General features: G+C 59.9%; 29 protein-coding genes. 22 read left to right on the top strand and 7 right to left on the bottom strand.

Annotation, left to right across the window (positions count from 1 at the left end):
• Nucleotides 1-59: 59 nt before the first annotated feature.
• The 10 genes from AC2TZ7_RS06845 to AC2TZ7_RS06800 all read left to right on the top strand — a co-directional run bounded on the left by AC2TZ7_RS06845 (nt 60) and on the right by AC2TZ7_RS06800 (nt 10311).
• Nucleotides 60-1124 carry a sugar phosphate isomerase/epimerase family protein gene (locus AC2TZ7_RS06845; protein WP_489866346.1) on the top strand — a complete coding sequence of 355 codons (1065 nt, stop codon included), beginning with the start codon at nt 60-62 and terminating at the stop codon, nt 1122-1124.
• A 35-nt stretch (nt 1125-1159) separates the two neighbouring features.
• The gene (locus tag AC2TZ7_RS06840) at nt 1160-2275 is read left to right on the top strand and encodes a Gfo/Idh/MocA family protein (RefSeq protein WP_489866793.1); all 1116 of its coding nucleotides are present in this window, start codon (nt 1160-1162) and stop codon (nt 2273-2275) included.
• Between the two features lie 67 nt (nt 2276-2342).
• Nucleotides 2343-4211, top strand: coding sequence for an SLC13 family permease (locus AC2TZ7_RS06835; protein WP_489866345.1), 1869 nt, complete (start codon nt 2343-2345; stop codon nt 4209-4211).
• A gap of 399 nt (nt 4212-4610) precedes the next feature.
• Nucleotides 4611-5036, top strand: a complete 426-nt coding sequence (gene tnpA / locus AC2TZ7_RS06830) for an IS66-like element accessory protein TnpA (protein WP_489864689.1) — start codon at nt 4611-4613, stop codon at nt 5034-5036.
• Nucleotides 5033-5383 (top strand): IS66 family insertion sequence element accessory protein TnpB, encoded by a 351-nt coding sequence (gene tnpB, locus AC2TZ7_RS06825; RefSeq protein ID WP_009803441.1) that lies wholly within the window; start codon nt 5033-5035, stop codon nt 5381-5383. Before tnpA ends, tnpB begins: the two co-directional genes overlap by 4 nt.
• A gap of 60 nt (nt 5384-5443) precedes the next feature.
• Nucleotides 5444-7069 (top strand): IS66 family transposase, encoded by a 1626-nt coding sequence (gene tnpC, locus AC2TZ7_RS06820; protein WP_489864353.1) that lies wholly within the window; start codon nt 5444-5446, stop codon nt 7067-7069.
• A complete protein-coding gene (locus AC2TZ7_RS06815; RefSeq protein WP_489866344.1) occupies nt 7066-7524 on the top strand; it encodes a plasmid pRiA4b ORF-3 family protein in 459 nt (152 codons plus the stop codon). The genes tnpC and AC2TZ7_RS06815 overlap by 4 nt, the downstream gene beginning before the upstream one ends.
• A gap of 9 nt (nt 7525-7533) precedes the next feature.
• Nucleotides 7534-7668 carry a hypothetical protein gene (locus AC2TZ7_RS06810; protein WP_489866343.1) on the top strand — a complete coding sequence of 45 codons (135 nt, stop codon included), beginning with the start codon at nt 7534-7536 and terminating at the stop codon, nt 7666-7668.
• Between the two features lie 79 nt (nt 7669-7747).
• A complete protein-coding gene (locus tag AC2TZ7_RS06805) occupies nt 7748-8542 on the top strand; it encodes an ion transporter (protein ID WP_489866342.1) in 795 nt (264 codons plus the stop codon).
• A gap of 353 nt (nt 8543-8895) precedes the next feature.
• Entirely contained in the window at nt 8896-10311 is a 1416-nt protein-coding gene (locus AC2TZ7_RS06800) for a tyrosine-type recombinase/integrase (RefSeq protein ID WP_489866341.1), read from the top strand.
• A gap of 275 nt (nt 10312-10586) precedes the next feature.
• Here the strand turns inward: AC2TZ7_RS06800 and AC2TZ7_RS06795 are convergent, their stop codons facing one another.
• Together AC2TZ7_RS06795 and AC2TZ7_RS06790 are read right to left on the bottom strand one after the other, a co-directional pair.
• On the bottom strand, nt 10587-11099 hold the full coding sequence (locus tag AC2TZ7_RS06795) for a hypothetical protein (RefSeq protein ID WP_489866340.1): 513 nt from the start codon (nt 11097-11099) through the stop codon (nt 10587-10589).
• 1003 nt (nt 11100-12102) lie between these two features.
• On the bottom strand, nt 12103-12387 hold the full coding sequence (locus tag AC2TZ7_RS06790) for a hypothetical protein (RefSeq protein WP_489866339.1): 285 nt from the start codon (nt 12385-12387) through the stop codon (nt 12103-12105).
• Nucleotides 12388-12683: 296 nt separating this feature from the next.
• On the opposite strand from AC2TZ7_RS06790, the gene AC2TZ7_RS06785 reads away from it, so the two are divergent.
• Nucleotides 12684-12878 carry a hypothetical protein gene (locus AC2TZ7_RS06785; protein WP_489866338.1) on the top strand — a complete coding sequence of 65 codons (195 nt, stop codon included), beginning with the start codon at nt 12684-12686 and terminating at the stop codon, nt 12876-12878.
• Between the two features lie 137 nt (nt 12879-13015).
• Here AC2TZ7_RS06785 and AC2TZ7_RS06780 read toward each other — a convergent pair whose 3' ends face one another.
• Nucleotides 13016-13243, bottom strand: a complete 228-nt coding sequence (locus AC2TZ7_RS06780) for a hypothetical protein (protein WP_098410082.1) — start codon at nt 13241-13243, stop codon at nt 13016-13018.
• A gap of 301 nt (nt 13244-13544) precedes the next feature.
• Here AC2TZ7_RS06780 and AC2TZ7_RS06775 point away from each other — a divergent pair, with 301 nt between their 5' ends.
• Nucleotides 13545-13739, top strand: coding sequence for a hypothetical protein (locus AC2TZ7_RS06775; RefSeq protein WP_098410081.1), 195 nt, complete (start codon nt 13545-13547; stop codon nt 13737-13739).
• A gap of 7 nt (nt 13740-13746) precedes the next feature.
• Entirely contained in the window at nt 13747-14091 is a 345-nt protein-coding gene (locus AC2TZ7_RS06770; protein ID WP_489866337.1) for a hypothetical protein, read from the top strand.
• 101 nt (nt 14092-14192) lie between these two features.
• Here the strand turns inward: AC2TZ7_RS06770 and AC2TZ7_RS06765 are convergent, their stop codons facing one another.
• On the bottom strand, nt 14193-15161 hold the full coding sequence (locus AC2TZ7_RS06765; protein ID WP_489866336.1) for a helix-turn-helix domain-containing protein: 969 nt from the start codon (nt 15159-15161) through the stop codon (nt 14193-14195).
• On the opposite strand from AC2TZ7_RS06765, the gene AC2TZ7_RS06760 reads away from it, so the two are divergent.
• From AC2TZ7_RS06760 to AC2TZ7_RS06745, 4 genes are all read left to right on the top strand, one after another.
• Nucleotides 15097-16256 (top strand): IS3 family transposase gene (locus AC2TZ7_RS06760; protein ID WP_489866335.1). Its coding sequence is split into 2 segments (ribosomal slippage): nt 15097-15346 and nt 15346-16256, totalling 1161 coding nucleotides; the frame shifts between segments, so codons are not numbered across the junction. The genes AC2TZ7_RS06765 and AC2TZ7_RS06760 overlap by 65 nt on opposite strands.
• 296 nt (nt 16257-16552) lie before the next feature.
• Complete coding sequence (locus tag AC2TZ7_RS06755) at nt 16553-16849, top strand: hypothetical protein (protein WP_489866334.1); 297 nt, start codon at nt 16553-16555, stop codon at nt 16847-16849.
• A 390-nt stretch (nt 16850-17239) separates the two neighbouring features.
• Entirely contained in the window at nt 17240-17350 is a 111-nt protein-coding gene (locus AC2TZ7_RS06750; protein ID WP_489866792.1) for an MAPEG family protein, read from the top strand.
• 52 nt (nt 17351-17402) lie between these two features.
• Nucleotides 17403-17513: a hypothetical protein gene (locus AC2TZ7_RS06745; RefSeq protein ID WP_489866333.1), complete on the top strand. Its 111-nt coding sequence runs from the start codon at nt 17403-17405 to the stop codon at nt 17511-17513.
• Between the two features lie 180 nt (nt 17514-17693).
• On the opposite strand, the gene AC2TZ7_RS06740 is transcribed toward AC2TZ7_RS06745, so the two are convergent.
• Entirely contained in the window at nt 17694-18500 is an 807-nt protein-coding gene (locus AC2TZ7_RS06740) for a metallophosphoesterase (RefSeq protein WP_489866332.1), read from the bottom strand.
• A gap of 37 nt (nt 18501-18537) precedes the next feature.
• Nucleotides 18538-19644: an AAA family ATPase gene (locus AC2TZ7_RS06735; protein WP_489866331.1), complete on the bottom strand. Its 1107-nt coding sequence runs from the start codon at nt 19642-19644 to the stop codon at nt 18538-18540.
• Between the two features lie 491 nt (nt 19645-20135).
• Between AC2TZ7_RS06735 and AC2TZ7_RS06730 the strand changes: the two genes are divergently transcribed.
• From AC2TZ7_RS06730 to AC2TZ7_RS06715, 4 genes are all read left to right on the top strand, one after another.
• Nucleotides 20136-20522 carry an SLC13 family permease gene (locus AC2TZ7_RS06730; RefSeq protein WP_489866330.1) on the top strand — a complete coding sequence of 129 codons (387 nt, stop codon included), beginning with the start codon at nt 20136-20138 and terminating at the stop codon, nt 20520-20522.
• Nucleotides 20523-21156: 634 nt separating this feature from the next.
• Nucleotides 21157-21696, top strand: a complete 540-nt coding sequence (locus AC2TZ7_RS06725; RefSeq protein WP_489866329.1) for a DUF6634 family protein — start codon at nt 21157-21159, stop codon at nt 21694-21696.
• 2 nt (nt 21697-21698) lie between these two features.
• Nucleotides 21699-22436, top strand: coding sequence for a metallophosphoesterase family protein (locus tag AC2TZ7_RS06720; RefSeq protein ID WP_489866328.1), 738 nt, complete (start codon nt 21699-21701; stop codon nt 22434-22436).
• Entirely contained in the window at nt 22433-23200 is a 768-nt protein-coding gene (locus AC2TZ7_RS06715; RefSeq protein ID WP_489866327.1) for a GIY-YIG nuclease family protein, read from the top strand. The genes AC2TZ7_RS06720 and AC2TZ7_RS06715 overlap by 4 nt, the downstream gene beginning before the upstream one ends.
• Before the next feature lie 440 nt (nt 23201-23640).
• Here the strand turns inward: AC2TZ7_RS06715 and hmpA are convergent, their stop codons facing one another.
• On the bottom strand, nt 23641-24822 hold the full coding sequence (gene hmpA, locus AC2TZ7_RS06710; RefSeq protein WP_489866326.1) for an NO-inducible flavohemoprotein: 1182 nt from the start codon (nt 24820-24822) through the stop codon (nt 23641-23643).
• A 156-nt stretch (nt 24823-24978) separates the two neighbouring features.
• On the opposite strand from hmpA, the gene AC2TZ7_RS06705 reads away from it, so the two are divergent.
• Nucleotides 24979-25404 (top strand): RrF2 family transcriptional regulator, encoded by a 426-nt coding sequence (locus AC2TZ7_RS06705; protein WP_489866325.1) that lies wholly within the window; start codon nt 24979-24981, stop codon nt 25402-25404.
• The last annotated feature ends 181 nt before the right edge of the window (nt 25405-25585 follow it).

Below are 25585 nucleotides of genomic sequence, written 5' to 3'. Positions count from 1 at the left end.
AAGCGCGGGGAACGGCCCCTCGCGCTTGGCCTGCAAGGACCCGACAGGAGTATTCCCAGATGAAGACGATCAAGGGGCCTGCCCTCTTTCTCGCGCAATTCGTGGGCGATGATGCGCCCTTCAACAGTCTCGACGCGATCTGCGGCTGGGCGGCCGAGCTCGGCTACAAGGGCGTGCAGATCCCAACATGGGACCGCCGCCTGATCGACCTCGAACGCGCCGCCAGCTCGCAGGATTACTGCGACGAGATCACCGGCACGGTCGCCGCTCACGGGATGGAGGTGACGGAGCTTTCAACCCACCTTCAGGGCCAGCTCGTGGCGGCGCACCCGGTCTATGACGAGCTGCTCGACGGCTTCGCCCCGCCCGAACTGCACGGCAAGCCCGCGGCCCGGCAGGCATGGGCCTGCGAGCAGGTCCGTCTGGCCGCGCGCGCCTCGCGCCGGATGGGGCTTTCGGCGATGCCGACCTTCTCGGGCGCGCTGGCCTGGCCCTTCCTCTACCCCTTCCCGCAACGCCCGCCGGGGCTGATCGAGAGCGCCTTCGACGAGCTGGCCGCGCGCTGGCGCCCGCTGCTCGACGCCTGCGAAGAGAACGGCGTCGATGCCTGTTTCGAGCTGCATCCCGGCGAGGACCTGCATGACGGGGTCAGCTACGAGATGTTCCTCGACCGGGTGGACAATCACCAACGTGCCAACCTGCTCTACGATCCCTCGCATTTCGTTTTGCAGCAGCTCGATTACCTCGAGCATCTCGAGATCTACCGCGATCGGATTCGGGCCTTCCACGTCAAGGACGCGGAATTCGTGCCCTCGGGACGCCAGGGCGTCTACGGTGGCTACCAGTCTTGGGTGGATCGCGCGGGGCGGTTCCGGTCGCTTGGCGACGGGCAGGTGGATTTCGGGCGGATTTTCTCGCAGATGGCGGCGCATGACTTCGACGGCTGGGCCGTGCTTGAATGGGAATGCGCGCTCAAGCATCCCGAGGACGGCGCGCGCGAAGGGGCGGAGTTCATCGCCCGCCATATCATCCGCGTGACCGATCACGCGTTCGACGATTTCGCAGGGGCGGGCACCGACGAAGGGGCCAATCGCCGTATTCTCGGGCTGGAGGGCAAGAAGTGAACGACACGAACGAACATCGCAAACTGCGCCTCGGCATGGTCGGTGGGGGCGAAGGCGCCTTCATCGGCGGCGTTCACCGCATCGCGGCCCGGCTCGACGACCGGTTCGAGCTGGTCGCGGGGGCGCTTGCTTCCGAGCCTGCGCGCGCGCATCGCTCCGCGGCGGCACTGGGGTTGGACCCCAAGCGCAGCTACGCGGATTTCGAGGTGATGGCGCGAGAAGAAGCGGCGCGGCCCGACGGGATCGAGGCGGTGTCGATCGTGACCCCCAACCATATGCATGCGCCTGTCGCGACCGCCTTCCTGCGCGCGGGCATCCACGTGATCTGCGACAAGCCGATGACGCGCACACTCGAAGAGGCGGAGGCGCTGGCCGAAGAGGTGCGCGCCTCAAACGCGCTCTTCGTGCTCACCCACAACTACACCGGCTACGCGATGGTGCGACAGGCCCGCGCGATGGTGGAATCCGGACAGCTCGGACGCATCCGGGTCGTACAGGTCGAGTATCCGCAGGACTGGCTCACCGAGCCGGTGGGAACGGACGGCGCGAAACAGGCCGTCTGGCGGACCGATCCCGCGCGGGCCGGCGCAGCGGGTTCGCTTGGCGATATCGGCACCCACGCAATGAACCTCGCGAGCTTTGTCTCGGGCCTTGAGCCGCGCGAAATCTGCGCCGAACTCACCAGTTTCGTGGCAGATCGCGCGGTCGATGACGACGTGCAGATGTTGATCCGTTATGCGAGCGGGGCGAAGGGCATGCTCTGGGCCAGCCAAGTCTCCCCGGGCAACGAAAATGGGCTGAAGTTACGTGTCTACGGCGAGACGGCGGGGCTTGAATGGCTGCAGACTGCGCCCGACAGTTTGCGCGTGTCCCCCTTCGGAGCGCCCCCGTATCTTCTGTCTCGGGGCGGGCCGGGCCTAACACCCGAGGTCACCGAGATGACGCGTGTTCCGGCCGGCCACCCGGAAGGGTTCCTCGAGGCTTTCGGCAATCTCTACAGCGCGGCGGCTGACGCGATCCTGGCCCATGAACGCGGCGAGCCCGGCCCGCTCGGGCTGCTGCCGGGCGTGGCGGATGGCCTAGCCGGGATGCGCTTCATTTCGGCGGCCTTGCGATCCTCGCAGGCAGGAGGTGTTTGGACAGCGCTTTGAGGTATGAATGAATAGCCCCGTGTATCGTGGACGCCTTCTTTGCTAATTTTGAGGCAAGGAGGCCATGATGACAGCGCCACAAGTCACCTTGTTCGCGATCCTCGGCGGAACCCTTTCGTTGTTCTTATGGGGGAGGCTTCGCCACGATCTGGTAGGCTTGGCCTCGCTGATGGCCTGCGTCTTGACCGGATTGGTTCCGGCCGATGCGGCGTTTGCGGGATTTGGTCATCCTGCCGTGATTACGGTGGCCTGCGTTCTGATACTAAGTCAGGGTTTGCAGAATACCGGGGCGGTAGACTGGCTGGCGCAGGCAATTCTACCTTCCGAGGCAAAGCGTCTGACCAGCATGACGGCGCTCATAGCTCTTTCGGCTGTTCTTTCTGGCTTCATGAACAACGTCGGAGCGCTCGCGCTTCTCATGCCGATCGCGATCCGGCTCGCCGGGCGGCTGGACCTGACACCTGGGCAGATGCTGATGCCCCTGGCCTTTGGCACGATCCTCGGCGGCATGACCACGCTGGTCGGCACACCGCCTAACCTGATCGTCTCGGGCTTTCGCGCCGAAGCCGGATTGGGGCAGTTCGGTATGTTCGACTATGCCCCCGTAGGTGTGGCGGTCGCCTTCGTCGGCGTGGCTTTCATCGCGCTTCTGGGATGGCGCATCGTGCCTGCGCGCAAACCGATGAGCACGGCAGGTTTCGACACTGGCAGCTATCTGACCGAGGTTCGGGTGCCGGATAAAAGCAAGGCCGTAGGACTGACCCTGCGCAAGTTCGAACGCGGGATTGAAAAAAGCGGCGCCCAGATCATCGGACTGATCCGCAACGACGTGCGGATGACGGCGCCACATGGCGGACGGCGCATACAGGCGGACGACGTTCTGATCCTGGAGGCCGAGGCTCAAGAGCTGGCCGAAGTGTTGTCGGCCTTCGGCATCACGCTTGAAGAGGAGGAGAGCGGGTCGGCGCGAGCGGAAAGGAAAGCCGGAGAGACAACACCGCAGACTGAAAAGGACGAAGCCGAGAGCAACAAGTCCGCCGACGACACCGATGCAGCGACGAAGCCTTCGGACCGCGACGAGGATATCGTGTTGCGCGAATTCGCGGTGCTGCCGGGCTCCACGATCGTCGGGCAGTCCGCGACAGACCTGCGGCTGCGGACGCGCTACGGCCTCAATCTTCTGGCCGTCTCACGTGAAGGGCGTCCCCCGCGGACGCGGCTGCGCACACTGAAGCTGAAGCCTGGCGATCTGCTGATGTTGCAGGGGCCCGCCGAGATCATGGCTGATTTCATGAACGAGACCGGCTGCGCGCCTTTGGGAGAGCGCGAATTGCATCTTCCCAATGCGCGCATGGCAATCATCGCCAGCGCGCTCTTGCTTGGCTCTATCGGAATTGCCACCTTCGGCCTGCTGCCGGCATCCGTGGCCTTTACCTTGGGAGTTCTGGGCTCGATGCTGCTGCGAACCGTGCCGCCCAGGCAGGTCTACACAGCCATCGACTGGCCTGTCATCGTCCTGCTGGGATCGCTCATCCCAGTGGCTGGCGCGATGCAGACCACCGGTGCGGCAGATGTTCTGGCGCGTTTCTTGGTCGAAACTGTTGCGCGCGGGAACGCCATCGCGGCTCTGGCGGCAATCCTGATCACTACGATGTTTCTCTCCGATTTGATGAATAATGCGGCCACGGCAGCAGTTCTCAGTCCAATTGCCCTGGGCATTGCAGCGTCGCTAAAAGTGAACCCCGACAGTTTCCTGATGGCCGTGGCGATCGGCGCGTCTTGTGCTTTCCTCACGCCAATCGGGCATCAGAACAACACACTCATCCTCGGGTCGGGCGGTTTTCGCTTCGGCGACTACTGGAAGCTTGGGCTGCCGCTCGAGGTGATCGTCGTTGCCGTAAGCTTGCCGCTGCTGCTGATTGTTTGGCCGCTTTAGCCTCCAGCGAAGGCACGCCCTGACCGGCAGGTCTCCAGAACATCGCCATCGGCCCGACACTGTCGGCCACCCGGCCTGCCACCACCGGACCGAACACACTGCTTGTCGCGATAGTCGGGAGCGTGATCCCAAAGCCGAGCGGCGGACCTGAGGCCGGTCATGCACTCACACTCAAGCCGGGCCACTCCAGTGGCGCTGATCACCTGCAAGCCGAGCGCTTTGATATACTGAAGTCTGTCGTCATACGCGCCTGGTGCCCTCTTGAAGCCGACATCGTGCGCGGCGACTGCGTCGAAGTGCTCAATCCTGAAAGGTGAGGTTGCGCAACCCCCGTCCAAGAGTAAGGCTCCGGGGAGGACCGTCTTTCGGACTTGAGGCAGGCGGCGTAGGTCCGGAGCTATGTCCGACCATAGATACAGACCCGAAATTGAGATCCTTTCTGTCACCGATACCGGGCGCCGTCGGCGTTGGACGGATGAAGAGAAGGTGCGCATCGTTGAAGAAAGCTTTGGCGGTAGAGGGCGTGTCGCCGAGACAGCCCGACGTCATGATATTGGCCGCACCCTGCTGGTGCGCTGGCGTCGCCAATACCGCGAAGGCAGGCTGACGAGCGGCGATGCACGACCGCAGTTCACACCGTTGGCCATCGCCGCTCCTGAGGGAGCTGAGGATCAAGGCGGACCGTTTGCACCGGTTCCGACGCCAGAGACAGCCGAGGTCCTGATGGCAGATATTACCCTCGCGAATGGCCGTCGCCTGTCTGTGGCGGCCACGATTGACCCGATGGTGCTGGCGCGCCTCGTGCAAGCCCTGGATCCGTCATGATCGCGTTCCCGGCGGGGGTGCGCGTCTGGATCGCGGGCGGAGTGACTGACATGCGGCGCGGTATGAACACCTTGGCGTTGACGGTGCAGCAGGGTCTGGGGCGCGATCCGCATGCCGGCGAGATCTTCTGCTTTCGCGGGCGCAAGGGCGACCTGGTCAAGCTTCTCTGGCACGACGGGGTGGGCATGTCGCTCTATACCAAGCGGCTGGAGGCGGGGAAGTTCATCTGGCCGACCAGTGGAAGCGGCGAGGCGGTGCAGATCTCCGCGGCCCAGCTCGGTTATCTTCTGGAGGGGATCGACTGGCGCAATCCACGCTGGACCCAACGCCCTGCAAAGGCGGGATAAATTGGCCTCATCGACCCTATTTGCATGGGCTTTCCGATGCCGGCATGGTAGGTCTTGGCCATGTCGAACAACGCTTCCGAGATTGCCAGATTGCGCGCCGCGCTCGCGGCCTCCGAGGCCCGTGCCGAGGCCGCCGAGAGCGAGCTAGCGCAGACCCGGGCGGTGGTCTCGACCTCCGAGGCGATGATCAAGCATCTCCGGCTCGAGATCGCCAAGCTCCGACGCGAGCAATACGGCCACAGCTCGGAACGCCGCGCCCGACTGATCGACCAGATGGAATTGCAGCTCGAGGAACTCGAAGCCGCGGCCACCGAAGACGAGATTGCCGCCGAGAAGCTGGCGAAGACCACGATCGTCGCGGGGCTCAAACGTCGCCGCCCGGCGCGCAAGCCTTTCCCGGAGCATCTGCCGCGCGAGCGCGTGGTGATCGCGGCGCCCACGGCCTGTTCCTGCTGCGGCTCGGATCGCATCGTGAAGATGGGGGAAGACGTCACCGAGACGTTGGAGGTGATCCCGCGGCAGTGGAAGGTGATCCAGACCGTCCGCGAGAAGTTCACCTGCCGGACCTGCGAGAAGATCAGCCAACCGCCGGCGCCCTTCCACGCCACGCCGCGCGGATGGGCTGGCCCGAACCTGCTGGCGACGATCCTCTTTGAGAAGTTCGGACAGCATCAGCCGCTCAATCGCCAGGCCGAACGCTATGCCCGGGAAGGCGTCGATCTCAGCCTGTCGACGCTCGCCGACCAGGTTGGCGCCTGCGCCGCCGCGCTGGAGCCGATCCATGCGTTGATCGGTGCCCATGTTCTGGATGGCGACCGCTTGCATGGCGACGATACGACAGTGCCGCTGTTGGCGAAGGGCGGGACAAAAACCGCCCGGCTCTGGACCTATGTCAGGGATGACCGACCCTTCGGCGGCGGGGCTCCACCTGCCGCGCTGTTCCAGTTCTCCCGCGACCGAGGAATGACCAACCCGAACCGGCATCTCGCCGGATGGCAGGGTATCCTGCAAGCCGATGCCTATGGGGGCTACAACGACCTCTACCGCGCCGACCGTGACCCGGGGCCGGTCGAGTCTGCGCTATGCTGGAGCCACGCCCGGCGCAAGTTCTTCGAGCTCGCCGATATCAAGGGGAACGCCCGGAAGGGCAAGCCGGCCCATGACATCTCCCCCGTCGCGCTGGAGGCCGTGGCCCGTATCGACGCGATCTTCGGCATCGAGCGCGGAATCAACGGGCTGACGGCTGCAAAACGGCAGGCGGCCAGGCACCAGCTGTCCCGGCCTCTGGTCGAGGAGCTTCATGACTGGCTGCGTGCCGAGCGCGACCGGCTGTCGAAGCACAACCCGGTCGCCAAGGCGATCGACTACATGTTCAAGGCGGAGCGCTGGCCAGCCTTTACCGGGTTCCTCGAGGACGGCAGGATCTGCCTGACGAACAATGCCGCGGAGCGGGCGCTGCGCGGCATCGCCCTTGGCCGCAAGTCCTGGCTCTTCGCCGGCTCCGAGCGCGGCGGGGACCGCGCCGCCTTCATGTATTCCCTGATCGTCACCGCCAAGATGAACGATGTCGACCCTCAGGCCTGGCTCGCCGATGTCCTCGTCCGGTTGCCTGGCACGACCGCCTCCCGGGTGCCGGATCTATTGCCCTGGAACTGGGCCCGGGCTGAGCAAAGGATAGCCGCATGACCCTGATCGCCCGCCTCCGGATCATCCTGAACGACGTCGACCCGCAGCCGATGCGCCATATCGAGGTGCCGCTGAAGATCAGGCTCGACCGGCTGCATGCGGTCATACAGGCTGCCATGGGCTGGACAGATACCCACCTCTACGAGTTCCGCGCCGGTGATGCCGGTTGGGGCGTGCCCGACCCGGACGGGTTCTACGACGGCCCCATGGACGCGAAGAAGACGACGTTGGAAAAGGTGCTCGAGGACACCGGTGCCAGGACGATCCAGTATATCTATGACTTCGGCGATGACTGGGACCACAGCATCCGTATCGAGCGGGTCTACGAGGCCATCCCCGGCATGATCTACCCACGGCTTCTCAAGGCGACCGGTGCCTGTCCACCCGAGGACGTCGGCGGTGCCTGGGGCTACGAGGAGTTCCTCGAAGCCCTCGCCGATCCCGATCACGAGTAACACGAGGACATGCTCCCCTGGTCCGGTGGGGACTTCGACGCCGAAGATGCCGGGATCGACAGCATCCTTGAACGCTTCAACCGGCTTGCCAAGAAATGGGCCCCGCGGGCCCGCAAACCCAAAGCCCCCAAGGGCACGACCTGAGAATTGCTCCCATGTGCGGTCCACGCCGGATGGTTACGTCCAAGAACCATATCCCTCCCGCCAATAAGAGGGGGACCGTATGACTTTGCGCGACCGGATCGCGATGGCGCTCGACACATCGACTTTTAGAAACACGATCACGGGCGTGATCCTGTTCAACGCATTGCTTCTAGGACTGGAGACGTCGGAGCGCGCGATGGCCTTGGCTGGCGATCTGATCCGGCTCCTCGATATGCTATGCCTGTCGGTTTTCGTGATCGAGATTGGACTTAAGCTCATGGTGCAGAGATTGGGCTTCTTCCGGTCTGGCTGGAACCTCTTCGATTTCACCATTGTCGGCGTGTCGCTTCTGCCCGGCGCGCAGGTCTTCAGTGTGCTCCGGGCGCTTCGCGTGCTGAGGCTCTTGCGCATCATTTCGGTCGCGCCACGCCTGCGCCGCGTGGTCGAGGGGCTGATCAGCGCCTTGCCGGGCATGGGCAGCGTGTTCCTATTGATGGGCATCATCTTCTACATCGCGAGCGTGATGGCGACGAAGTTGTTCGGCGCGAGTTTCCCGCAATGGTTCGGATCGCTCGGACAATCAGCCTATTCGCTGTTTCAGATCATGACGCTCGAGAGCTGGTCGATGGGCATTGTGCGCCCGGTGATGGAAACCCACCCTCTGGCCTGGGCCTTCTTCGTGCCCTTCATCATGGTCACGACCTTCGCAGTGGTGAACCTTCTGGTGGGCCTGATCGTGAATTCGATGCAGGACGCCCATTCCGAAGAGGAGACCACGCGCACCGATGCGTATCGCGACGAGGTTCTCCTGCGGCTCGATGCGATCGAGCGGCGGATCGGCGATCTTCGGAGAGGCAGCCAAACGGGCGACTGACGCGAGGGGCAGAAGCATCCCTGACCGTCCGCGTCTGGCAGATGACATGAGCGGATATCAGGCTCACTAGCTACATGACTGGGAGCCAGCCGACACACTCAGGCTCATTGCGCCCGGCGGACTCACTCCTGGCTTTTACACGGGTGGCCGCAACAGTGTCTTCGTTGTGTTAACGCGCCATTTACTCTCAATTTGTTAGCCTGCCCGCTCGTGTAGACGATAGGAGAATGCGATGAAAGACCCGACCCAACCTGACACGGCAGAAGCCGTTCTGCTCGACTACGTCGAGAGATATGGCTTAACGGAGAGAGCGCGAAGATACTTCCTCAACCTTGGCCAAGAGGAAGCATCCGATGGATCACGCGCCGAAGCTCGATACCCAAAAGACGATCAACACACTTCCTGAAAGACGGGAGCCTTATTGGAACATTCTCGAGTATTGTCGCCACATTGGCCTCGAGAAAAAACCAGCCAAGCCCCTTCATTGGGTCGCTCGGATCCGTAAGAAGGATGGCCGCTATAAGCAGCAGCGGCTCGGACCCGCAGTTTCGGAAAACTCACAGGGCCTTTCCTACGAAGCGGCGATCACGCTCGCACGCGCCTGGTTCGCCGAGCAGGAACTCCGGGGCATCGCCTCTGCGAGCTTCCCAGTGGGGACCACACAGCATCTGCGATATTCGAAGAGTGACGCTGGCTTCACTGTGGGCGACGCCCTGATCGACTATGTGGAATGGAAGCGCATTGCTGCCACGAAGACGACCTTTGAGACGCTTGTCGTACTGATCAACTTTCATATCCTACCGCGCCTCGGATCAGTTCAGCTCGATGACCTCACCGGCAACACAATCACCAAGTTCTGTCGTGCCATCCTTGAGACGCCACCCAAGCGGGGAAACCAGGCGCTCGGGACAAAGGTGAAGATTGAAAGCCTCGACCCGGATGCTTTGCGGCGCAGGAAGGGGACGTTGAACACGCTGCTGGGGATATTGCGAATTGCTATGCAGATGGCATGGGAGAACGGCCACACCGCCTCAGAGCGGTCTTGGCGCTGCATCCACCGCGTCCCGAATTTGGAAGTTCCTCTTCAGATCTTCCTCACACGCGCACAGTGTCGTGAGCTTATAGCCGCATGCCGCCCAGATCTCGCGGACTTGGTGCGGGCAGCGCTTTACACGGGCTGTCGCGTGTCCGAGCTTTCAGCGCTTCGCGTGTGCGATGTCGGAAAAGACATCTTTGGCATTTACGTTTCCTCCCCCAAAGGCTGGCGACCACGCTATGTGTATCTCCCCGAGGAAGGGATGCGATTTTTCTTGGCCAAATGCGCCGGGAAAGCAGACGATGACATCGTCTTTCGCACTGGCGCAGGCCAGATTTGGAAAACACGTCATAAGCATCTCTTCAAAGCAGCCGTCGAGAAGGCCGGGCTGCCGCATGAATTCGTGTTCCACGGATTGCGGCACACTTATGCCAGTCAGCTTGTGCAAGCCGGTGCGCCGCTTGCCATCGTCGCGCGTCAACTCGGCCACGCGAACACGGACACTGTGAGCCGGACTTATGGCCACCTTTCCTGCGAAAGTATCGAGCGTGAGCTCGCTCTACGATTTGCGACACTGGAAGATCAGCCTCGTGAGCATGATGAGCGGATGCGGTCTTTACGGCAATCGCTTCAAGCTGCGCCTCCCCCGGTCCCCCCCGCTTCCTGGCCGCGAAGTAACTTCGCCCTCTGCCGGGGAGAGGAGCTTCAGTTTTTCAACCGAAGAAGAACCTGAGGCATTCGTGGCCTTAGTGTAGAGGTCGTGACCTGCCCTCCGCGGAATCCCTCAACATAGTGTAGAGTCTGCGCCAACTCTGAAGGAGCAGACGAATGCGAAAATTTCGCCCGCAAGAGTGGGCAGAACTGCGTTCGATTTCAGCAGTTGGACATCAATCCCACGTTGTCGCTGCGCCGGGAACCGAATGCGCTGCAAACGCCATCCCGCAAACGCGTTGGCGACGCTCAGACATACGACTGCCTGCACCCCGTTGGCACACGCGCAGCTTCTCTCTAACGCTGGGCCTCCCTCGACGCGAAACGAGAGATAACACCTCTTCGAAATTGTCGCACCATCGGCCGAAGCGCACCCTCCGTCGCTTCCAAGTAAACTGCCAACCCAAAGATGAGAAGTGAGGCGATGAGAGCCGTCTCACGCAGTGCCGCGCTCTCCCAAACATAGGAAATATCCTCAACAAACATCATCGTCGACGCAACGACGAGAACACCAGACATCACTAAATATCCGTAAGGCGAGACGACAAGCATGAACAGCGAGAGCCCGAGAAAACCGCCACAGACACCGATCAGATAGAAGACAAATTCCCGCAAAGAAGATCCATCCGGGGCATAAATGAGCCCCCAGGTGAGTGGAGCGCCCAACATCGAAAAACAAAAAATAACGAAACACGCAGCGGCTATGGTCAACTTTCGCCGCAACGCGAGCGCCAAGAGGGAAAGAGTTACGACGAGAAGAACAGCTTCTAAACCGACCAAGGGCGGGCTTGTAAGACCTAAACCATTCAAGTTTTCACCCTCTAAGTTTCGCTAAAGCAGCGCCGTGCTTGAGACCAACTCACCGCGTGATCAGCACAACGCCTGCGAAAATCACAAAGATCAGCAGAAATCCCCACACGCCGGACCGGTTCAGGAGAGGCGCGCTCCGACCGCAAGCGCCACATCGATTTGCTCCGAAACGCATCCGATGCGAGCAAGACTCGCATTTGAAAATACGCAGCGAGCGGCCTTTGGCTTTTTGAAATTCACTCATTGCTATGCCTAAATAAATCAGTAAGAAAATTTTTTAGCAGATCGTCTAAAAGCGATGAAAACTAGAAGCTTTCATCGCCCTGAAAGGCACCGAAGCACGCTGCGATCAACTCCGATAGATTAATGCAGGCTTCCATTCTAGTTGCAAAATAAATTCTTCCTTTTTAAGTTGAGAAACTTGTGATCGCCACCTTGAGTTGAAACTCTCCAAGGCATCCGACCATTACACACCCAGTGCGTGTATAGCCTTATCGAGAGCTGAGCCTGAGTGTGTGCGCGTCGCAAATTGCGAACGGGCTACGCAATTTGATTCGTTTATTACATACTTGCGAAAGTTATGAGCCGCCTCGAAGAGACATTGCAGAGCAGCACGCGATATAGAACCCCGGTCTTCCACCTGTAGAAACCGCCTATCGCGCCGCGCAATTCGCCGCAGAAAGCTTTGCAAGGCATTCGAACATTTTACCTCCGGGTGATCCGGACTCTCTCCGAGGCCGGAGGCCTCCCGTGTCTTGCAGATGATCCGAGCAGGTGTCGGGTTCACCTGCGGTCTCGATGTGGGCGCCCAGCTCCGGGACGACGATGACCATTCAGGCGCGGGCCGGTCGCGAATACTCGCAGGGTGATCGAAGCAGCTCGGCAAAGCATCGAAGCGGCTGTGCGGCACGCTGGATACCCGAGAGAGAATGTCGCTTGCGAAATGCGAGGCACACGGGCCGACAAACATGTTCGTCGGCCTGGCTGGAAAGGCAAAGGCGACCTACACTGGGCGTGGCTTTTTCTTAGTCCGGCGAGGCCCCGTCAGACGCAGACGTCTGTTAGCGCCTGTTGGCCGAGGCGCAAGACGGGTGCGAGGAGCTTTGAGTTGGGCATCAATCTTGATGAATCGAGGTTCGGGAAGGTCACAGGCCTCGAGCGCCTTGAGATCCTCTTCTGTCATCTTCGCTGGCTCCGAAAGGGTGGCTCGCAAGACATAAGCGGCCACCGCCGCTCCGCCGGAGAGCACGGTGAGCACGCCCGCAATGATGTATTCGGCCAGATCCATGACACATCCTTTTCCCGGCACTGTAGCGACGAAACATCAAAAAGATCAAACTCGGAATTGCTCGGGTTGGACCTGCGATATCGGCGAAACGCATCAATGTCATAGCGGATCGATCAGGGTTGGCCCCGCCTCCTTTGCGGAATACTGACGCGCGACGAGCCCTCGAAGCAGCCGTTGTTGCCGGTCAGTCACCAGCGCGCTGTCGCGCATCTCGAATTCGCGAAGTCAGCATCTCCGATCAAGCGAGACAGAGCACGGGCTTTAAGGCTCTAATTAAGTTTCACCGAGGACCACGCATGGAAGATCTCTACAGAAAACGACAAGAAGAAAAGGCGCGAAGCCGCGCTGAGGATGAAGAACGCCTGGCTAGGGGCGAAGTCAGCTCCAGCGAGCTGCAGCGTCAGAATCTCGCGTTCAAGGATGTCCGAGCTGACCGGGTCAGCTTCGTGAAGAGCCGCGAGCCGAAATCCATCAAGTTCCTCAGCCTTTGAGGCTGCTATACCCAGCGATCAGGAACTGGCTCCCAAGCGAGGAATTGGCCCGCAACTGCGCGACGGCTTGCGTGTATGAGAGAAGATCCCTCCTGCGAGATCAATATGCTAAGCGTCCGACGTGATCAGTATCGCTTTCAGGTCGATCCATTCGAAGGATCATCCCCCTCGTCGCCGTCGTCATCCGTCGTTCTTTCGCCAAAATAAGCGTCTCCGGAAAGGGGCTGCGAATTGACCCAACGGATGTCTTCCGCACTCAGGCTTGTCACATCTTTGATATGCCGGCGCTCACGCATCACACTCCAGAAGGCCGCCACAGCGAACACGCCCATGAGGATCATACCGGCTGTCACATTCCAGTCCATACCGCGCTCCTTCCGTCGAACTTAGACCGGATAGGGCTAAATAAGTCAAACTGGCCCGAGATCATTGCTTCACCAGAAGCGCCTCTGAGAAGAAGCGTAGGGATGCCGATGCTTGTCGCAGTTTTCGCCGCAGCGCTGAGGGCAGATCACCTCCCCGTGTCGGCACGTCTGCGACAACCGCGATAGCCGCTCACGAGGAGCGCGCCGTCGCACATCTCCAAAACGCGAAGTCGGCGTCCCCGATCAAACGAGACAAAGCAGGCACTTTCAGGCTATAAGTAGGTTTCACGGAGGACCGCGCATGGAAGATCTTTACAGGAAACGGCAAGAAGAGAAGGCGCGAAGCCGCGCGAAGGATGAAGAGCGCCTGGCGAGAGGCGAGGTCAGTCCCAGCGAGTTGCAGCATCAGAATTTCGCGTTCAAGAAAGTCCGAGCCGACCGGGTCGGCTTCGTGAAGAGCCGCGAGCCAAAATCCATCAAGTTCCTCAGCCTTTGAGGCTACTATGTCTATCGATCAGGAACTGGCTCGAGCGAGAGATCAACGCCCAAGGGCCCTCGGCGAGCTGGAGGCACAGCTGCGAGCAGGCAATCCAGATCTCAACCTCTTCGTCTCGGCCCGCGCCCATTATGGCGAGCCCGGATTGGCGCATCTTCATCTCTATGGCGTCGAGGACGACCACGAACGCAGATCCCGGCTGATGAAATTTGCGACAGCCTGGCTTCTGGAACGCGGCATAGCGATCGAGCTTCAGGAGGGGCGCGACCTTTATGACATTCGTCCATGGCGCGAGGCCCAGGGGGGCAGAACTCAAGATATGGGATCTCTGGACGAGCTGGACGAGATCTGAAAGCGCGTGAACCAGGGTCGGCAGAAGAGAAATTGCGGGGGACACTAAGAGACGTGTGCGCCCCCTCGCCCTCGAAGCTGGGCGACCTTCCAATTCCCGGTTTACCCTTTCTTCAAATGGGCTGCGACGATCTGAAAGCCGCTCTGTGGCCAGCTCTTCGGTGTGTCGACGAAGAGCAATTCCGCAATTCCGAATCCGGCCTCCTGGAGATCCCGCAACCGCGCCTTCGTCGTCAGATTGGTCAGCGGCGCGAGCCAGACGATATTTTCTGAGACTCGCATCGCGTGTCGCGTGAATGTCCGAAGCTCTGACCAGGGCGAATTTGTGACAACCCAATCCACGCGATCGGACCAAGACAGAAAGTCACGCCCCTCGCTGATCTCACACCAGGCACGCTCCACGTGATCCGGGAAATGCTCAAAGAACGCCCCCTCCCCGCGCGACGGATCGAGGACTCGCCCGGCCATCGCATGCGAAAAATGTTCGATGATCGCCTTGGCGAGGTCAGGCGGGGTCATGACCCGGTCCTGTTCCGCCTCATTCTTAGGCGGCGCCAACCCGCGTCCTTTCGCGAGATCGCTCCGTTCCAGTGGGTTGCGGAGGCGGAGCAGTCGCAAGGCCGCGGCAAGCGTCGCAACCCGTCCGGAGAACTCTGCCTCCAAGGCAATTATCCTCACGCGGCTGCAGCCGATCTTGCGGGCGAGAGCCTGCTGCGAAAACCCGTGCGCACGCCGCCGCTCCGCGAGCACACGTCCCATATGTTCCGCGGGCTCAGTGACACGCCAGCGCAAGCCAAGGATCGGCAAGACGGCCTCGAGCGTGAGGATCGTGCCTGCCCCGGTCTCCAGGGCGCGCACCGTCGGGATGCTGATATTGGCGCGGGAGGCGAGTTCGGCCTGCGTAAGCCCGCGCCCCACGCGTTCGGCTCTCAGGATCTCTGACCTGCCCCCCGCGGGATCCCTCAACGTAGTGTAGAGTCTGCGCCAACTCTGAAGGAGCAGACGAATGCGAAAAAGCCGTTTCACCGAGGCGCAGATTATCGGGATGATCAAGGAGCAGGAGGCAGGCATGCCGACAGCTGATGTGTGCCGCAGGCATGGCCTCAGCCCGGCGACCTTTTACAAGTTCAAGGCCAAGTATGGTGGCATGGAGCTCTCCGAGGCGGCCAGGCTGAAGGCGCTCGAAGACGAAAACGCCAAGCTCAAACGTCTGTTGGCCGACACCATGCTCGACAACGTGGTTCTGAAGGATCTGCTGGGAAAGAACTGACGACATTGACCAGGCGGCGAGAGGCGGCGCTCAGGGCGATGCGGGATCATGACATCTCGCAGCGTCGGGCCTGCCAGCTTGTCGGTGTCGACCCCAAGACGGTCCGGCGCACACGCCCGCCGGACTGCCCCGAGATCCGCGAGGAGATGAAGGAGATCGCCGGGAAGCGGCGCCGGTTTGGCTATCGCCGGATCGGCATCCTGCTTGAGCGCAAGGGCATGACCATGAACCACAAGAAGCTGTATCGGCTCTATCGCGAGGAAGGGCTATCGGTGAAGCGACGGCGTGGACGCAAGCGGGCTCGCGGGTCACGCACGCCGATGCCTGCGGCGGCGCATCCCAATGCGCGCTGGTCGCTCGACTTCCTGGCGGACAGCTTCGGCGCCTCGCGCAAGTTCCGTATTTTGGCCGTGATCGACGATTGTTGCAGAGAGAACCTGTGCCTGGTCGCCGATACCAGCATATCGGGCACGCGTGTTGCCCGTGAACTCGATGCGCTGGTGCGGATCTACGGAAAGCCTGCTTGCATTGTCAGCGACAACGGGACGGAGTTCACCAGCCGGGCCATCCTGAGATGGGCCGACCAGAACGCCATTCCCTGGCACTACATCGACCCCGGCAAGCCGCAGCAGAACGCGTTCATCGAGTCCTTCAACGGCAGCCTGCGCGACGAATTATTAAACGAGGAGTTCTTCGACACACTGGACGATGCCCGGCGCAAGTTGGCGCTCTGGCGCTACGACTACAACGCCGTCAGACCGCACTCGTCTCTGGGAAACCAGACGCCGCTCGAAGCGCGCCGGACGCTTGAGCAATTTGAGGGCTCCGCGCCCGGCGCGCTTGCCCACAACGACCGATCCGACTACCAATCTCAAACCTGCAGACTCTTGTTATGAACGAGGGACCCAAGGGGGGCAGGTCATCTCGAAAAAGGCCATGTGCGAAAATCTTTCCATCGAAAGCTCACAGATAGAAAGAAAAAGCGACACAGTGCAACCGCTAGCGCTAGCGCTAGGCGCTCCCGAAAACGAGCGGCAATGAGCTCCGGCGAAATTTTCTCTACTTCCTAAAAAATCGAGAATCCGTTTTTTTCAGCCTCGGCACTTAGACTGAACGCATCACCAGATCCGCCCCGGATCACCTTACCCGTCCCCGCCGAGCCTCGCTCGCGCGGTCTCAGGAGATGCATGCCATGGCCCAGCGTCCTTTTGCGCCGAATATGCGAAAATCTCATCGTGCAACTGGGTTCACCAAGGCCGACGAAGAGCTTCTCGAGCGGCTCATGAAAGCCCGGCTGCAGGTCGCCGAACTGATGCTGGAAAAACCAATTTATGCCCCGATTTTCGAGAGACTGGAGCGCGAAATCGCGACCATCGAGGCGCGCCGGATCGAGGACCCTCTGGCGCGCGCAAGGGCGATCCTGCGTGGCCTACCAAGTGACGCGGCCTCCCCGTCCGACGATCAAGACGATATGCCAGAGCCTTGGTAGGTTTGACTGGCTTATCCGTCTTTGAGGCCAAAAGGCTGCAGTGTGGGGCAGCCAAGCCATCATGCAGGAAAGTAAGAAAAAATCCAAAATTCAATCAAAACAAACTTTAACAAAAATCACCTTCATACCTGTCTAGTTCAAAAACAAAGAACCAAGACGCTCAAGAAACAACAAACAGCTCAGAAATCTCAAACAAATTTCGCGAAACCACGCCGCGATGCTGACGACCATGCCCCCACCACCAGCACGCTTCAAATATCCGACCTCGAAAAATCCTGGTCCGCGCTGGCATGCGAGAGCCGCGACCAGCTTCGAGACGACATGTCGAAAGCTTACGCCCCCCTATATTGTCGCTCCCAGTAACGCCGTCGCCCCCCAGCCCAACTTGGGATCAACGGCTATTTTGATCGGTCTCGGCGCATACATCAAAACGACCTCGAGAATATTGCGGTCTTCTGGGTAGCGGGCTTCCTGTTCGTCATGGTCGACCCCGCGCCTTAGGGTGGCACAGGCTCTGATGTTTGCGTTTGTTGCCACAAGGATCGCGCACTTCTTGGCTTATGCCACGCGCCAAACCCACGAGGTCCGGGCACCCTTCTACACGATCGGGTCTCTGATCGTGATCTATATGGCCCTTCATGTGCTCTGGATCGCGATCGCATAGGCGCTAGCAAAAGGGAGGGGGCCGGTGCCTTCCAGCACAGCTAGGCGCCGCGACGGCCGACTCGCCGGTCTGGACGCATGCGTTCCGTAGCCACAGAGACCAGCGCTATCGTCGAAACCGCGGTTCTTGCAGCATTTGCACGGCGATGCCCGGCCCGTCCTTCGCACATCAAATCTAAACTCACACGCGACGCGCCCTCGGATACACCCTCATCCGAGGCTTTCTACCTCCCGCAGCGCCACCCATGTTCTGCAACGGATATCCGATCGACACGTTCATGATCCGCGTCTTACCGACAAGGAGCTCAGTTCGGTGATGCGTATGCCCGAAGAACCAATCGGCCGGCTGATATTCTAGGATGAGATCCTTCAGATCGCTCGCATAGCACCAGCTGAGTTTCTGGCCAGCCGGCAGCACATCGGCGATCGGCGCGTGATGGGTAACCACCGCGGTTTCCCCATCAAAACGCTCCACCAGCTTTGAGCGCAGCCAAGAGAGATGCTCGCGGTGTCTCGCGATCGTATCAGCCGGCCGAGCTTTCCTGTATCCGGCAGAGGCAACCCGGATGTAGCGGTAATCGTTCATCTTCGCCCGGGCATCAAGATCACGACTCTCGAGAGTTCCTTGCCCCTCCTGGAAGTCCGTCCAGAGCGTGCAGCACAGGTAGCGCTTGTTGCCGAAGATGATCTCCCGCTTCTGAGCGAAGTTTGCCCCAGCGTCGCGCGCGATCTGCTCGAGCCGATCGTCACCGTCCAACGCGTGATGATAGTAGTCGTGGTTGCCAGGAACGATGAATACACGCTCAAGATCGATGCACTGACCGATGATCTCGAGCGCCTGCTTCCATCTCACCTTCGGCTTGTTCGTCAGATCACCTGCGATGATCATCAGCCCAACGTCGCTAAAATCGAGATGCGCAAGGGCATCTCGACCCGCTTCGGCCCACATGTCCAAGTGAAGATCCGCCACGATCAGAGCATTAGACATTCTTTCCACTCCCCGCTTTCCGCTGAAATGGCATCAATCACATCAACAAGTCGCGCCCGGTCGCGCGTAGCGTTTTCGCAAGGCGCCCGATCTGCCGCAGGCTCGGAGGACGCCCGACATCGCACATCTCCTCGATGAAGGCGCCCACGCGTTCCAGCTCTTCCGGCTCGGCATCGTCTCCAGCCGCACGGCTGAAGAACGCCACGAGGTGCTCAGGCTTGCTCACATCGACCCGGAATACCTGGCACCGATCGAGAAGCGGTTCGGGGATCTGGTGCTCGAAGTTCGCCGTTAGGATCCAGTTCACATGGCTCAGGTCGAAACGCGTGCGCAAAAACGGGCAGACGAAGTGCTCTGCACTTGACCGCTCGAGCACCTGCAGCAGTGATGTTGTCAAAGACGTTGCCGACCTATCCGCAGAGTGCATGGCCCCTCCCGCCTTGCAGACCTCGTCCAAAACGATCACCGGGTTTGCAACCGCGGTTTCCGCGATCAGTTCGACTGGGACTCCGGATCGCGCCGTGGCCCAGCCATACTCAACGCCGGAGATCCGGAACCCGGCCCCGCCGGCGCCCACATCGATGATCGCGCGCGGGGTCCCTGCGAGCTCAGCAACAAGCCGCGCGAAATGCGTCTTCCCGCAGCCAACAGGGCCGACCAAGATCATCGGGTCGAAGCGCAACCCGACGCCGCCAGAGGCGACATGTGCGAGCCCCTGGTTCATGATCGAAGTCGACACCTGGGCAAGCCATGGCGCCTCCTCATGCAAGGCGGCCGCTAGCTCATGAACGGAGTCCGGCGTATCTGGCCCCGCAAGTCGCGCCCCACGCGCGTGCAGGGTTCGTAGCTTCCTGATCGTCTCTTCGCTCGCGCCCTTATCGACCTGGAAGCCCGACTGCATCTTCTGATCGACGAGACGCTCGACAGCGCGACCGATCCGCTGATTTTCCAGCTTATTCCGCTCACGTCCCTCCAGAGAAAAATCATCGTAAAAATCATCTGGACCTTCGGACGTCTTGTCCCGCGGAAACAGGCGCTCCCACCGCTTGACGAAAGCGGTATTTGTTTTGCTCGTGACCGTTGACCTAGCCAGGCTTGCTGAGAGGGGCTTTTGAAAGAGAACTTGAACGCGTTTTTGCGGCATGGCTTCACCATCGTTTGAGAATGACCTGATTGAAATCTCGACACCGATCGGCGCCCGAATTCGGGCGCACTCACGATATCGAGCAGGTAATCTCCAACGTGGTGGTTTTCGCGTTCATCATGAGACCGTAGTCCGGGATAGGGGAATGCGTCAAGCGCGCCACATCCGGACAGGTCAAACCTGTCGGGAATGGTCTTTGGATTGCGGACGATAAGGAGGACTTGGCCCTCTTTCGACCACCGGTAATACTCTCCCGCGGCAAGCCCCTCGAGGCTTGTGGCGGAGCAGTGATGATCGTAGCCGCATCTCCACGCCGCGATCAGGGTCGTTGATTGAGGCGCCATTGGTCCGAGCCCAATGGACGACGGCATGGCGCAGGCCGGCGAAGTGATGACGACGAACGAGGTCCAAACAAATTCTCATAGGGCGTCCGACCGAATGCGGTTGCGTCCCGCAGTCCTCAACCGCGCGATAAAACATATCAGAGGCATATGGCTCTTGCCATCATGCCACCGGATCTCGCGACCAAGGATCGCATGATGACAGCGTCACAACTTACTCTGTTTGCAATTCTGGCCGGAACCCTCTCGCTGTTCTTATGGGGGAGGCTTCGCCACGATCTGGTAGGCTTGGCCTCGCTGATGGCCTGCGTCTTGACCGGATTGGTTCCGCCCGATGCGGCGTTTGCGGGATTTGGTTATCCTAACGTAATTACGGTGGCCTGCGTTCTGATACTAAGTCAGGGTTTGCAAAACACCGGGGCGGTGGACTGGCTGACGGGGGCAATTCTACCCTCCGAGTCAAAGGACAAAGTCTACCGAATGAGGCGACCTCCGGTCAGACGAACAAGACGAGACACCTCAACCTTGGCAGGCTGATTTGGTAGTCCGTCCCTCTCGATCTAAGAGGCTGACGATTTGCCTCGCTCCCCGATGCACACTTCACCGGCGGAAACCTTACCGGTTCTGAAGGAGCCCCTCTCCATTTGCCCCGATTCGGATAGCGCATCGCCCCTCTGGACGACTCGCCATTTCAGAGGAGACGCGCTTTTCCATCCAATATGGAGCCAGCCCTTGTCCGTGCGAAAAAACGCGGATTTCCGGCACGTCAGAAAGCAAGATCAAGGCATTAACCTCCATAAAGCCCGTGCGAAAAATCGTTTATTATCAGATAATTGAGGCATGAACTCGAGGGCAAAGCCACCCTAGAATGGCGGCGTTCGATAGCCCCAGAGAGGATAGCCCCACGATAGAAACTTAGCTTCTTTGTTTAAGTGAACCGCCCGCACTTGGACGTACACGGCGGTGACACTTACTCCACAACACACCCACCCATCACCCGGGTCGACATGCTGTCGGCCTGCGCCTTTCGCCATGGCTGATAACCTGGACACTGCACAGTCCAAGGCCGGTCGGCTCATGCCGAAAACCTAAATCCGCACGCGCCCCACCAATAGCAGCATTGCTACTCAGGGCGCCAAACAATGTCAATGAGTGAAGGACGACCCTGCCCATGACAAAGACCAAACTGGCACTTCAGCCTTACCTTGAGATCATCGCTGGACTCCCCGACGTCAACCTTCCCGGGATGCTCGATCTCGGCGGCACCCAACAACGCATTCGAGAACATTCGGCGCTTGCCCCGCTCCTGCAAACCTATCTCGCTGATCGCGCCCTAGGCGGACAGGGAGGATCGATCGGCGATGGAGCCTTCGACGCCACGCTGGTTCTCGCCTGGATCAGAGACCTAAGCCACCAAAGGCCATCAATCGGGGAGCTTTCAGCCGCGCCACTCCTCGACCCATGGTGCCCGATAGTCGAGGACGACGTGCCCCTGCTTGTCGGCCGTGTATCAGGCCACCCGCATCTGCGCGAGGGCGCGCGGGTTCGAACATCTCCCTTGATGAACCTCCAGCCGAATGAAGGTTGGGCTCGAAGCTGCAACCGCTTCTACCGCTTGGGCTCATACGATCCAAGCTTCCTCTCAGCCCTGCAAGAAGATGGGCGCCTTTCGCCAAACGTTCAACTCCTGCGCACCCATCAGAGATCATGATCATGTCCGACGTGCTTATCCTGGCAGACCTGCATCTCGATCTCTGGATGCAACAAAACCGCCATCCACTCGACGGTCTTCAGCTTGAGAACGCTGCACTTTTCATCATCGCTGGCGACCTTGCCAACGAGGCCAAGACCAATTGGAAACCTGCGCTCGAATTTATCGGCCAGAGCATCGAACTCGGCCGGGTTCACGTCATTCCGGGCAATCATGACTATTACGATTTCCGGCTCGATCGCGACGACCGCCTCGCGGATCTCGCGCGTGAAACAGGAGCGCATCTCGCACAGAAACGTGTGATCACCCATGAGCGCACGCGATTCCTCTGCGTGACGCCCTGGACCGACTTCGCGCTCAGGCCGGGAAGCGTAGTAGAGAAGTCTTCCCGCAGCAACTGGGCGATGAATGACTATCGCTATATTTGCGTCGCAGGAAGCGGCTACCGCAAGGCGCGGCCAGCGGACACAATCACGAAGCACCATGAGCATCTCGATTGGTTGCGAGGGCAATTGGCGACGCCATTTGATGGCGAAACCGTCGTCGTCACGCATCATGCCCCGCACCCGGCGGCACTCCCTCCGGGCGCGCCGCTTCCTTGGTGCTACGCCTCAGACCTGACTGCGCTCATCGAAGAATACCAGCCCGAGAGATGGCTTTTCGGCCATACCCACCATGCTGCGGAATTTCAGGTTGGGCGCACGCAGCTGAAGAATGTTTCGAAAGGATATCCAAAATGACAGGAACACACGCATTCGATTGGGGCACTTTCTCCGACTCAGAACCGTTTAGCGGCTTGCTGCCAAAGAGCGACTACCCCTTAATTTTCCCGGGAGGCATCCACTTCAATTCCACGGGAAGGGTCTACGCAGTTGACGCAAAAAATAAGCATCTTATCCCCTCCAAACCCGGAGTTTATGCTATATATGCAATAGAACAACTTGGAAGGGGATCAATTTACTGTGGCAGAGCAAGAAACCTAAATCAAAGAGTACCGCAAAGCATGAGCGAACAAGGCTTTGGACAGGGGATATTTTTTCTCAATGAAGACAACGTCTCCATTCAAGATGAGGGGATCTATTACCCACTTTGCATATTACTAGAAAAGCTGTGCATACGCGCATTAAGCACAATATGCGCCTACAACAACTTACCAATTAAGCTCTCAAATCAGAAACACCGAGATCCTTTACCTTATTTTGCATGGGAAGACCCGAAAAATTCACCCTACAAACTTCCGATTGCCTTTGCCCAACATGTTCTTTCCAGATTCATGCCTCCGCAACCAGAACCTCACAAAACAAGTCCGCTTGAATACTATTACCGTCTGTGGCCAATTACACGGCATGCAGGTGGGGGCACCTTGGCAACAACGGAACACATTTGGGCACCAAGCGTAGTTAGATCTTTAACAGAAAACTATCTGGAACCATTCGATGAACCTTCTGAATATCGCCAATACTACCTAGCTCAGCTTGCCCGGCAACGATCGAGCGCGAGATAAATCAGCTGGAACTGGCACTCGAAAACCCTTCTGGGTTTTCCAGCTCGATTGTCAGCGCACGGCTGCCCTTGAGCCATCAGTGCGATGGCTCGCGGGGCCGCTGGACAAGTTTCATCCGTCGTTCGATCGGATTTTTGCTTCGAGAAGGTTGCCGGAACTGACAAGAACGGCGATTGAAGAAACCCGCGAGAGAGCACGCGCGCAACTCGCCCTCCCTGGTACTCGAAAAACGACACATGCCCCCGGATTGCATTTTATTGAGGAGGTAAAGCTCCGGGCTCGCAGATACTCGTTCAACAGCATAGGGGCGCGCGGATCGAGGCATGGCATGTCGTTTATCGCCCCCTCCCCCTCGCAAGACACCGACATCTCTTCAAAGCAGCTCTGGTCACATAGAGCGGCGCCCCGGCGCTCGACGGATAGAGCGCCGGGGTGGGGTATCAACCGATCTGCGCGGCAGCGGGACCGAAGAACTCATAGTGGATGCGAGCGTCTGGAACGTTTGCAGCCTTCAGGCCGGAAACCATCTCCTGCATGAAGCCCGTCGGGCCGCAGATGAAATAGTCCGCTCTGGCCGGATCGCTGATCTGCACGAGCCAGTTCGGATCGACGCGGCCGGTATGGACACCATTCGCGACATCATTCTCTTCCGGCGCCTCGTAGAAGACGTGACTCTCATGTGCCTTCGCGCGGGAGGTCGCGGCAAGCGCATGGGACCGGCCGTTCCGCGTCGCGTGGACATAGACCATCCGCAGATCGCCGCCGCCGTAGCTCTCCAGCATCGAGATCATCGGGGTGAGGCCAACGCCGCCCGACAAGAGAACCACCTCTCGCTTGTCTGCGGGATCGAGGAAGAACTCGCCAGCGGGCGCGGCCACGTCGAACTCGGCGCCGACCTCGACCGCATCATGCAGCCAGTTGGAGATTCGTCCGCCGGGCTCACGCTTGACGGTGATACGGTAGGACTGACCATCCGGCGCCGAGGAGATCGAGTAGTTGCGCCGATACTCCTCGCCTTCCGCAGGTGCAAAGCGGAAGCTCAGATACTGACCGGGGCGATGCTTGAGAACGGGCAACCCATCCACGGGATAGAGCGTGAAGGACGCGATCTCGGAGGTCTCGCTGTCCTTCGCGCCAACCTTGAAGCGCCGCCACCCGCGCCAGCCGCCGTCCTGTTCTTCCGCACCGGCGTAGATCTCTTCCTCCCGCTCGATAAGCGTATTGGCAAGGAACCAGTAGGCCTCACCCCAGGCATTCAGGATCTCGGGCGTTGCGGCCTCGCCCAACACCTCGGCGACAGCGCCCAGCAGCGCTTCGCCGACATGGGGGTAATGCTCGGGAAGGATCTGCAAACCGACATGTTTCTGTGCGATCCGTTCCAGCGCATCGGCCAAGACCCCGGGATTCCGGATATGCGTCGCATAGGCCACCAGTGCCCCCGCGAGCGCTTTGTGCTGCGGGGAGTTACCATGCTGATGCGACATGTTGAACAGCGCCCGAATTTCGGGAGCAGCGAGCAGCCTGCGATACATGACCGGCACGATCTGATCGACGTGCGCGGCGACGACGGGTGCAGTGGCTTCGATGATCGCGAGTGTGTTTTCCGAGAGCGGCTTGGCCATCATTGTCTCCTGGGTTATAAAACATACCAATGATCCGCATCTATTCCCCCGAGAATTAAGGTGCCAATCACAGGTATGTTTTTCCTGTGCGACATTCCGTCCGGCCTCGTGATACGAGACGGGTCGCTTGGGAGCCCGATCAGGAGAGATGTGCGAATGCGCTTGAACGACACCACGGACCTCGCCTTGCGCGTCATGATCTATGCGGCGTCGATGAATGACCGCCGTTTCACGATCGATCATCTCGTCGAGGCCTATCATGCGCCTCGAAGCACGGTCATGAAGGTTGTCAACGCGTTGACCCGAGGCGAATTTCTGACTGCACAACGCGGTCGGTCCGGCGGCTTGGGGCTTGCACGTGCCGCCCAAGAGATCGGCGTCGGAACAATTGTGCGCCACATGGAGACGGATTTCGATCTCGTCGAATGTATGCGCAGCGGCGGCGATTGCGCGATCACAGCGTCCTGCCGCTTGATCGCTCCGTTGGCGGAAGCCCGCGCTGCATTCTTGGCGACGCTGGACAACTACACGATTGCGGATATCGCGATCTCGCCGCGCGATTTCGGGCTGGCGATCTCGTAAGGTCTATAAACCGGGCTTCCTGTCCGTTTCGGCTGGCGCTTGCTCAGTCAGCTTCGCCAAGTCGATGGGCTGGACTCTTCGTTGACCCGCTTCACCCTAGGCACTGTCAGGCGTACCTGAAATCGAATGGAATGGCGGTTACAGACAACCCGCTCGGGCGTCGGTAACGGCGGAACAGGCC

This window comes from Thioclava sp. ISO4 (assembly GCF_058105145.1).
Note: the sequence above shows the minus strand (reverse complement) of the source record. Positions and strands in the feature narration are given on the sequence as shown.

Excerpts from the sequence above, each read along its gene's own strand:
- AC2TZ7_RS06845 (WP_489866346.1), top strand. The coding sequence starts at position 60 with ATGAAGACGATCAAGGGGCCTGCCCTCTTTCTCGCGCAATTCGTGGGC.
- AC2TZ7_RS06840 (WP_489866793.1), top strand. The coding sequence starts at position 1,160 with ATGGTCGGTGGGGGCGAAGGCGCCTTCATCGGCGGCGTTCACCGCATC.
- AC2TZ7_RS06835 (WP_489866345.1), top strand. The coding sequence starts at position 2,343 with ATGACAGCGCCACAAGTCACCTTGTTCGCGATCCTCGGCGGAACCCTT.
- tnpA (WP_489864689.1), top strand. The coding sequence starts at position 4,611 with ATGTCCGACCATAGATACAGACCCGAAATTGAGATCCTTTCTGTCACC.
- tnpB (WP_009803441.1), top strand. The coding sequence starts at position 5,033 with ATGATCGCGTTCCCGGCGGGGGTGCGCGTCTGGATCGCGGGCGGAGTG.
- tnpC (WP_489864353.1), top strand. The coding sequence starts at position 5,444 with ATGTCGAACAACGCTTCCGAGATTGCCAGATTGCGCGCCGCGCTCGCG.
- AC2TZ7_RS06815 (WP_489866344.1), top strand. The coding sequence starts at position 7,066 with ATGACCCTGATCGCCCGCCTCCGGATCATCCTGAACGACGTCGACCCG.
- AC2TZ7_RS06810 (WP_489866343.1), top strand. The coding sequence starts at position 7,534 with ATGCTCCCCTGGTCCGGTGGGGACTTCGACGCCGAAGATGCCGGGATC.
- AC2TZ7_RS06805 (WP_489866342.1), top strand. The coding sequence starts at position 7,748 with ATGACTTTGCGCGACCGGATCGCGATGGCGCTCGACACATCGACTTTT.
- AC2TZ7_RS06800 (WP_489866341.1), top strand. The coding sequence starts at position 8,896 with ATGGATCACGCGCCGAAGCTCGATACCCAAAAGACGATCAACACACTT.
- AC2TZ7_RS06790 (WP_489866339.1), bottom strand. The coding sequence starts at position 12,387 with ATGGATCTGGCCGAATACATCATTGCGGGCGTGCTCACCGTGCTCTCC.
- AC2TZ7_RS06785 (WP_489866338.1), top strand. The coding sequence starts at position 12,684 with ATGGAAGATCTCTACAGAAAACGACAAGAAGAAAAGGCGCGAAGCCGC.
- AC2TZ7_RS06780 (WP_098410082.1), bottom strand. The coding sequence starts at position 13,243 with ATGGACTGGAATGTGACAGCCGGTATGATCCTCATGGGCGTGTTCGCT.
- AC2TZ7_RS06775 (WP_098410081.1), top strand. The coding sequence starts at position 13,545 with ATGGAAGATCTTTACAGGAAACGGCAAGAAGAGAAGGCGCGAAGCCGC.
- AC2TZ7_RS06770 (WP_489866337.1), top strand. The coding sequence starts at position 13,747 with ATGTCTATCGATCAGGAACTGGCTCGAGCGAGAGATCAACGCCCAAGG.
- AC2TZ7_RS06765 (WP_489866336.1), bottom strand. The coding sequence starts at position 15,161 with ATGCCTGCCTCCTGCTCCTTGATCATCCCGATAATCTGCGCCTCGGTG.
- AC2TZ7_RS06755 (WP_489866334.1), top strand. The coding sequence starts at position 16,553 with ATGGCCCAGCGTCCTTTTGCGCCGAATATGCGAAAATCTCATCGTGCA.
- AC2TZ7_RS06740 (WP_489866332.1), bottom strand. The coding sequence starts at position 18,500 with ATGTCTAATGCTCTGATCGTGGCGGATCTTCACTTGGACATGTGGGCC.
- AC2TZ7_RS06735 (WP_489866331.1), bottom strand. The coding sequence starts at position 19,644 with ATGCCGCAAAAACGCGTTCAAGTTCTCTTTCAAAAGCCCCTCTCAGCA.
- AC2TZ7_RS06730 (WP_489866330.1), top strand. The coding sequence starts at position 20,136 with ATGGCTCTTGCCATCATGCCACCGGATCTCGCGACCAAGGATCGCATG.
- AC2TZ7_RS06725 (WP_489866329.1), top strand. The coding sequence starts at position 21,157 with ATGACAAAGACCAAACTGGCACTTCAGCCTTACCTTGAGATCATCGCT.
- AC2TZ7_RS06720 (WP_489866328.1), top strand. The coding sequence starts at position 21,699 with ATGTCCGACGTGCTTATCCTGGCAGACCTGCATCTCGATCTCTGGATG.
- AC2TZ7_RS06715 (WP_489866327.1), top strand. The coding sequence starts at position 22,433 with ATGACAGGAACACACGCATTCGATTGGGGCACTTTCTCCGACTCAGAA.
- hmpA (WP_489866326.1), bottom strand. The coding sequence starts at position 24,822 with ATGGCCAAGCCGCTCTCGGAAAACACACTCGCGATCATCGAAGCCACT.
- AC2TZ7_RS06705 (WP_489866325.1), top strand. The coding sequence starts at position 24,979 with ATGCGCTTGAACGACACCACGGACCTCGCCTTGCGCGTCATGATCTAT.